Here is a 7,946-nt window from a genome sequence, read left to right on the forward strand (position 1 = left end):
CGCAGCGCCTCAGCAACAATCGCCCGACGATCCGGCCCCCCGACCGGCGCAGCACTCTTCTCGCTCAACTCAACCTCTCCGAGAGCCGCGCGAGCAGCTCGTCATCGCTCATGTCGTCGTAGGCGTCGGCGCTGTCCTGCTCGGCGGCCTCTGCCACCTCGGGCAGGATCGTTGCCAGGTACCCCGTCAGCGCGTCGATTGTCGGGTAGTCGAACACCACTGCGGCAGGCAGTGTTTCGCCGAGACTGTCCGAAAGGGCCCGCTGCAGGGTGACGCTCATCAGCGAATCCATGCCGGATTGGAAGAATCCCGCAGTCGGATCCAGGGCGTGGCGCGACGCCAGGCCCATGGCCGCGACGACCTGATCGGTGACGTGTTCGCGCAGCAGCTCCAGGCGCTGTTCGGGTTCCGCCTCGGTCACAGCTCGGCGGAACTCGGTGCTCTGCGTCGCCGCGCCGTCAGCCGGCGTGTCGGCGACCAGCAGGTCATCGACAATGCGCAGCGCGGCCCGAGTGCGGTAGGCGGTGGCCAGCCGTGGCCAGTCCGCCGCGACGACGGTGTGCCGTACCGCGCTCCGCGCGCCGATCACCAGTGGCAACGCCCCGATCGCGACGTCGTCGGCCATCGGCTCCAGCCCGGAGTCGACGGTCACTTGGCGTTCGGCGTCGGACTGGGTGTCGGTCAACGACTTCCACAGCCCCCAGTTGATCGCGGTGGCAGGCAACCCGGCCGCCCGGCGGGCGTAGGCGAAGGTGTCCAGGAAGGTGGTGGTTGCGGTGTAGTGCGCAAGCCACCGCGATCCGGTGATACCGGAGATCGACGAGAACAACACGAAGTAGCGCACCGGCTGCCGCAGCGACAGCTTGTGCAGCACCGCGACCACGTCGAGTTTCGGGCGGAACATGGTGGTGACGTCGTCGTCGGTCATGTCGCGCAATGTCACCGGGCCGCCCGCGAAGGCGGCCACGTGGATGCCTTCCAGCGGCGGCAGGTCGGCGCCGAACCGATCGAACAACGCACTCATCGCGGTCTCGTCGGCGGCGTCGACAGGCACCGTCACCAGTGTCGTTCCGGCCAAAGCCAACTCGGCCGTCAAATCGTCGAGCCGTGAACCGGGGTGCCGGGATACGGCGATGACGGTCTTGGCCCCACTGGCCGCCAGTTGCCGCACCAGCTGTGGACCGATGTTGCCCGTCGCGCCGATCACCAGATGGCAACTGTCGGCGTCGAATTCGACCGGCGCGGCACCGGTGGGGCGGCCACCGAGCAGGCGGGGCACCCGGCGGATGCCGGCCCGGTAGACGACCTGGTCCTCGTTGTCGGCAGCGCCCGCCTCGGCGAGCAGGTACCCGGCGACCACGGCCGGGGGCACCGACTCGTCGACGTCGATGACCCTGCCCCAGATCCCGGGGTGCTCCAGGGCCAAGCTGCGGCCCAGCCCCCAGAGCACGGCATGCGCGGGGTTGGCCCGGTCCCCGTCACCGACGGGTTGGGCGTTGCGGGTCAACAGGAACAGCGTCGCCGGCTTCGATGTCTGCTCGGCCATCACGGTGGCCAGCCGCCGTGCTGCGTTGAACGCCGCGTAGGCCGGTTCTGCGCGCAGGTCCGTCGCGTCCGTCGGCGGCGCGTAGAGGACATGTGTGGCGTTGGCCAGCGCCGCAGCCAGTGCGGCAGGGTCGGCGTCGACGTCCAGCGCCGTCACGGCGCCACCGCGCTTCGCGCCGATCTCGGAGCTCAGGCCGTTGTCCCCGATGACCAGCCAGGACTGCTCGGTGCCGATGTCGCCGGCCTCTGCTTCGGCAGTCGGCCAGGTCAGCTCGCACCACCAGTCCGCAGGCACCGCTCCCGGGTTGCCGGCGGCCGGTTGCGCTGCGGCACCGGCCGGGGCGCCGGCATGCCGGACGGCCGTGGTCTCGATCCAATAGGTGCTGTGCTGCCACGGGGTGGCGGGCAACACCGGGTGCGGTTCGGGCGGGTGCGGAGTCTGCGGAGGCTGGGTGGTGTGCGTGCGATTGAGGTTGGTGTGGAAGCTGACCGCGTCGTCGGCGTCGCGCACCAGGGTCCCGACGCTGTGGTGGTGACCGCCGAGGGCTTCCACGGTGTCGGCAATCGCGTGCGTGAGAATCGGGTGGGCGCTGACCTCCACGAACGTGGTGTACTCGCCGGCCGCCGCACGGACCGCCTGGGTCAGCAACGCGGGCTGGCGAACGTTGTTCACCCAGTACTCGGCGTCCAGCATCGGCATGCCGCCGGCCGGCATGGCCGCTTCGGTCACGGTCGAGAAAAACGGGATGGTGGCGACTTCGGGCGTCAGGCCCTCCAGTGCCGCCCGCAACTCCGGCAGGATCGGGTCCATCAACGCGGTGTGCGAGGCCACTTCCATGTTCACCCGCCGGGCGAACTTGTTCTGACCGCTCACCACGGCGATGACCGCATCGACGGGCGACACCGGGCCGGCCACGACGGTCTGCTTCGGCGAGAGGTAGCCCGCCACACTGACATCCGGGTAGTCGGCGAGCAGCGCCTCGGTCGCTTCGGCGTCCAGATTCAGCAACGCCACCGCGCCCTGTCCGGCCTGCTGCGACATCAGGCGTGAACGAGCCGCGATGACCGCGAACCCATCAGCCGGGCTCAGGGCGCCGGCCACCACCGCGGCGGTGACCTCGCCCATCGAGTGACCGATGACGGCGTCGGGGTGCACCCCGTAGGAGCGCCACAGCTCGGTCAGTGCCAGCTGCAGCCCCATCAGGACGGGCTGTACCTGCGCGTCGCCGCTGACCGGTTCGCCGCCGGAGATCACCTGCCACAACGAGAACCCGACGTGTTCGACGAACGCCGGTTCCAGCACGGCCAGCGCCCGGGCGAAAGCAGGCTCGTCGGTGAGCAGTTGACGCCCCATGCCGACCCAGTGCGAGCCCTGGCCGGAGTACACGAACACGGTGCCCGGACCGCACGGGCCGTCGTGCGGCCCGATGACTCCGCACTCCTGGCCATCGGCCGAGGTACCGGCCGCCAGCGCCTGCAGGCCGCTGATCGCCGCAGCCCGGTCGCGGGCGCACACGCTGCCGAACAGCGACTGCCGGGCACGGTGGTGATTGAGGGTGTGGGCGACGTCGGCCAATTCCACCCCTGCACCGTCGCCATCCAGCCAGTCGGCCAGGTCGCGGGCTGTTGCGGCGATTCGTTCCGGGGTCCGCCCGGAGACCACCAGGGTGGTCACCGCCGGGTCGGCTTCGCGCGCAGTGACCTTGGCGGGCGGCGCCTGCTCGATGACCACGTGGGCGTTGGTGCCGCCAAATCCGAACGAGGAGACCCCGGCCCGCCGCGGGTGATCCGACGAAGGCCACTCCTGGTGTTCGGCAACGACCTTCAAACGCATCTGGTCGAACGTGATGTGCGGGTTCGGGGTGTTGAAATGCAGGTTCTTCGGAATTCGCCCGCGTTGCACCGCCAGCACCGTCTTGATGAAGCCGACCATGCCTGCGGCGGCCTCGAGATGGCCGAGGTTCGACTTGGCGGCCCCGAGCAGCAGCGGTGCCTGAGCGGAACGGCCTCGGCCAAGCACCGTGCCCAGCGCCTTGGCCTCGATCGGGTCACCCAACAGGGTGCCGGTTCCATGGGTTTCGACGTAGTCGACTTCCTGCGGTGCTACTCCCGCATCGGCGTAGGCCGACCGCAGCACCGCCATTTGGGCGGCCGGGTTCGGCGCCAGCAGACCGTTGGAGTGCCCGTCCTGGTTAATCGCCGATCCGCGCACCACCGCCAGCACCCGGTCGCCGTCCCGCCGGGCGTCCGACAGGCGCTTGAGTACCACGACACCGCAGCCCTCACCGCGAACGAATCCGTCGGCGTCGGCGTCGAACGCGTGACACGCGCCGGTCGGCGACAATGCCCCGCTCTGATCGAAGCCGCGGAAAACCGCCGGAGACATCAGCAGATTCACCCCGCCGACAATCGCGGTCTCGCACTCCCCGGTACGCAGGCTGCGCGAAGCCAGGTGCAGGGCGACCAACGACGACGAGCACGCGGTGTCGACCGTCACCGACGGACCACGCAAGTCCAAGAAGTACGACAGCCGGTTGGCGATGATGCTCAGGGCACCACCGGCATTGCTCCAGGCGTCCACGTTGGGAAGATCGGCGGACGCGTGGCAGCCGTACTCGGTGATGCTGGCCCCGACATAAACGCCGGTCTGCGATCGCCGCAACGATGTCGCCGGAATTCCCGCGTGCTCCAAGGCTTCCCACGCCACTTCGAGCAGGAGTCGCTGCTGGGGGTCCATCTTGACCGCTTCGCGGCTGGAGATCTCGAAGAAATCGGCGTCGAAAGCCGCGATGTCGCGCAGGAACGAGCCCCACCGGGTGGTGCGAGCGATCGCGTTGCCGGTCTCCGTCGACCCGTCGTCGAAGGGCGCCCAGCGATCGGCCGGCACTTCGGTCACCGCGTTGCCGCCGTCGATCAGGAACTGCCACAGCGCTTCCGGTGAGTTGATGTCACCGGGAAAGCGGCAACCCAGACCGATCACCGCGATGGGCTCGTCGGTGCCGAAGCGACCGGGCTCGGGTGCCGACTCTTCGTCTGCGGAATCGGGCTCGATCAAGAATCGGGCCAGTTCGGCGACCGACGGGTGCTGCCAGAGTTCGACAGGTGAGACTTTGCGGCCGAGCAGCTCCGATAGTTCGCCGCAGAGCACCACGGCGTCGCGGGACCCGACGCCCAGGTCGTTGAGGGACGCGTTGAAATCGATGTCCTCGAGGCTGCAACCGATGTTGGTGACCAGATAGTCGGCCAGCCAGTGGCGCAGTGCTTCTTCGTCAAATGCTGCGGTCATGCGGGGAACTCAATTCCCACTAGATCCCGTCCCATCCGGCCGGAGCCGATTCCACGCTGTCGAACAGCTCATTCAACACACTGTCGGCCGACTCGGGCAGCTCACCGCCGGTGGCCGCCGCGTCGTCTCCGGCATCGTCCTGCGGCAGCAGCTTGCCGGTCAGGTGCGCCGCCAGTGCCGCAGTCGTCGGGTGGTTCCACAGCATGGTGGCTGACAACTCCAAGCCGACCAGCGCTTCGATGTCGCGCCGGACCGCCATTGCCATCACCGAGTTCAGACCGAGTTCGGCGAACGGCCGGTCCAGCTGCAGTTCAGCCTCCGACATGCGAAGCTCGCGCGCCAGAATGGCGCGCAACCCGATTTCCAGCTCGCTCAGTATCTCATCGGCAGGCAGCAGCGCCCAGTCGCGGACCGGTCCGGCGGCATCGGAAGCGGACTCCCCGGGCTTTCCTTCCCTGGGCAGCGGCACCATCACGGCCTGCGCGACGTCGTAGTGCTCGACGTGATCCCAGGCTGCGAAGGCTTCCGCCGGGGTGATGGGCCGCGAACCCATCCGCTCGAGTTCGTGCAGCACGACGTGCGCTTCGGCCCCGAAACCGAGGCCCTTCCACGCCACCCAGTCCAGGCTGACGCTGTGGCAGCCACGCTGATGGCGGGCACGGGCCAGGCCGTCCAAGTAGGCGTTGGCGCTCGCGTAGGCACCCTGGCCGGGCACACCGAACACCGCGCCGGCGGCGGCGGTCATGAAGAAGAAGTCGAGGCTTGTCGGCGGGAAGAGTTCATCGAGCACCTGGGCACCCGCGACCTTGGGCCACATGGTGTCGCGCAGCCGGTCGGCGTCCACCTCGGTGAGCAGCTGGCCCTCGGTGATGCCGGCCGCGTGGATGATGCCACGGATCGGCGGGGCGCCGGCTGCGTCGCGGCGAGCCAACAGGTCGGTCACCGCGGCCCGGGATCCGATGTCGAGAGCGGCCACGTCGACGGTGACACCGCGCCGTTCGAGCGCCCGAATGGCGGCGATCTTGTGGCGGACGCCGGCCTCGATCTCTTCGGAGTCCCAATCGCGCCGAGGCGGCAGGGCGCTGCGGCCGGCCAACACCAGGCGCCGGGCACCTCGATCGGTCAGCCAGCCGGCCATCAGCAGGCCAAGCGCTCCCATACCGCCGGTGATGAGGTAGGCGCCGTCGGGCTGGCACACCATCGGCTCGCGCTGCGGTGGGCCGGAGATCGGGGTGAATGCCGGCGTCAGGAACTGGCCGTCGCGCAGAACCAGGATCGACTTGGCCGGCGTGCGCAGGATGGCCGACAGCGTCGCCGCGCAATCGGCCGCACCGGCGGTGTCATCGCTGGGCAGGTCGACCAGACCGCCGCACAACTGCGGCTGCTCGGCCCGGATCACACCGGCCAGGCCCCACAGGCAGCTTTGACGCACCGCGGCCTCGGAGGTGGCCTCGTGGACACCGTGCGTGATGATCCACAGGGCGGGCGGGTGGGTGTCGCGTTGCGCCAGCGTGGCCACCAGGTCGGCCACCTCGCCGACCAGCCGGGACGCGCAATCCAGGTCCGATTCGCCGGCAAGGCCGGGGTCGGCGACGTAGACGACGGTCTGGGCGTCGGTGATCCCGACACTGTGGTGACCGGCCGCATTCAGCCCGTCACGCAACCGATCGGCGGCCGCACTGTCCCCGACCACCGTCAGGGTTCCCGGCTGGCCCGGGGTTTGCGGCGCACCATCCCAGGGTTGCCAGTCGATCGCGTGGGCAATGGCGCTCGGGTCATCGGCCGAGGTGGCCGAGCCCAGGGCCGTGTAGCGCAGTCCGCGGACCTCGACGCACCGGGCGCCGCCCGGTGTGGTCACGGCGATGTCGACGACGAGTTCGCCCTCACCGCCGTCGCGCCGGTGCACAGTGACTCCGGCCCGGCCGTCTGCGGGTGCTTCGCCGAAACGGACGTCGTCGACCGACGCGGGCACCATCAGCTCGGCGTTGGCCTCGTCCACCAGGCGTGCAACATGCAGAGCAGCGTCGAGCAACGCAGCCGTCCCAGACTGTGCCGATGTGACATCGGCACGCAACACCGTCGCGGTGGACCGGCCGGAGGCCAGTGACCACTCGAACGGGCGCCCCTCACTGCCCCAGGTGAGCCACAGCGAGGTCACCGCGTCGTCATCGAACTCCGTTCCACTGTGCCCGTTGGTGAACGTGGGGTCGGCGGCCGGCCAGGCGGTGTCGTCACGTGGTGCGATGCGGGCGCTCAGGTGCTTGACCCAGCGCGCGGCCGGGTCGTCGGTCACCGCTTTCGACGACACCGTCACCGACTCGGCATCGGCAAGCACCTGGATGGTCCGCGGCCGGTCGACGATGACGGGGTGTTCGAAACGGATGTCGCGGACCGTCGAGTGCCCGCTCACCTCGAAGGCGGCGTCGGACAGCGTTTGCAGCAGCACCGACGCCGGGACCAGCTCCACCCCATTGTTGCGGTGGCTGCCCGGGTACGGCTTGGTCTCCGGCGACAGCCGCGCTTGCCACAGATGGACGGCCGGTGTGCTGCCGATCTTGATATGAGTGCCCAGCAGCAGACCCGGCCGCGGCGCGGATTCCGCTGCAGTGATGGAGTTTTCGACGTCAAGCCAGTGGTGGGTGTGCCGCCACGGGGTGGTCGGCAGCACCGGGTACGGACCGGACGCGTGCGGCAGTTCGCGAGGGCTCACCGGGTGCGCGCTGTTGAGATGCTGATGGAAGACGACGGTGTCGTCACCATCACGCACCAGAGTGGCGACGCTGCAGTGCGGCACCGCTTCCAAGATCTCGTCGATGGTGTGGGTCAGGATCGGGTGGGGGCTGATCTCGATGAACGTGCCGTACTTGTCCCCTGCGGCGGCGACCGCCTGGTTCACCCGGGCAGGTTGACGCACGTTGTCGGCCCAGTAGCCGGCGTCGAGCACCGGGGTGGGTCCGGCCGGATCGACCACCGTGGATATGAATGGGATCTGCGGCATTTGTGGGGTCAGGTCGGCCAACTCGGCACGCAGCTCATCAAGGATCGGATCCATGAACGCGGTATGGGAAGCCACTTCCATATTCACCCGCCGCGCAAACCGCTCCGCAGCAGCCAC

General features: G+C 69.2%; 2 protein-coding genes. Both read right to left on the minus strand.

Annotated elements, in window-relative coordinates; genetic code table 11:
• Positions 1-64 precede the first annotated feature (64 nt).
• Positions 65-4,831, minus strand: a complete 4,767-nt coding sequence (locus ACJH71_RS22195) for an SDR family NAD(P)-dependent oxidoreductase (protein WP_406760139.1) — start codon at positions 4,829-4,831, stop codon at positions 65-67.
• Between the two features lie 19 nt (positions 4,832-4,850).
• Positions 4,851-7,946, minus strand: a complete 3,096-nt coding sequence (locus ACJH71_RS22200; RefSeq protein ID WP_406760140.1) for a KR domain-containing protein — start codon at positions 7,944-7,946, stop codon at positions 4,851-4,853.

Origin of the sequence: Mycobacterium sp. SMC-15, assembly GCF_045310925.1 — a bacterium.
Taxonomy (GTDB): domain Bacteria; phylum Actinomycetota; class Actinomycetes; order Mycobacteriales; family Mycobacteriaceae; genus Mycobacterium.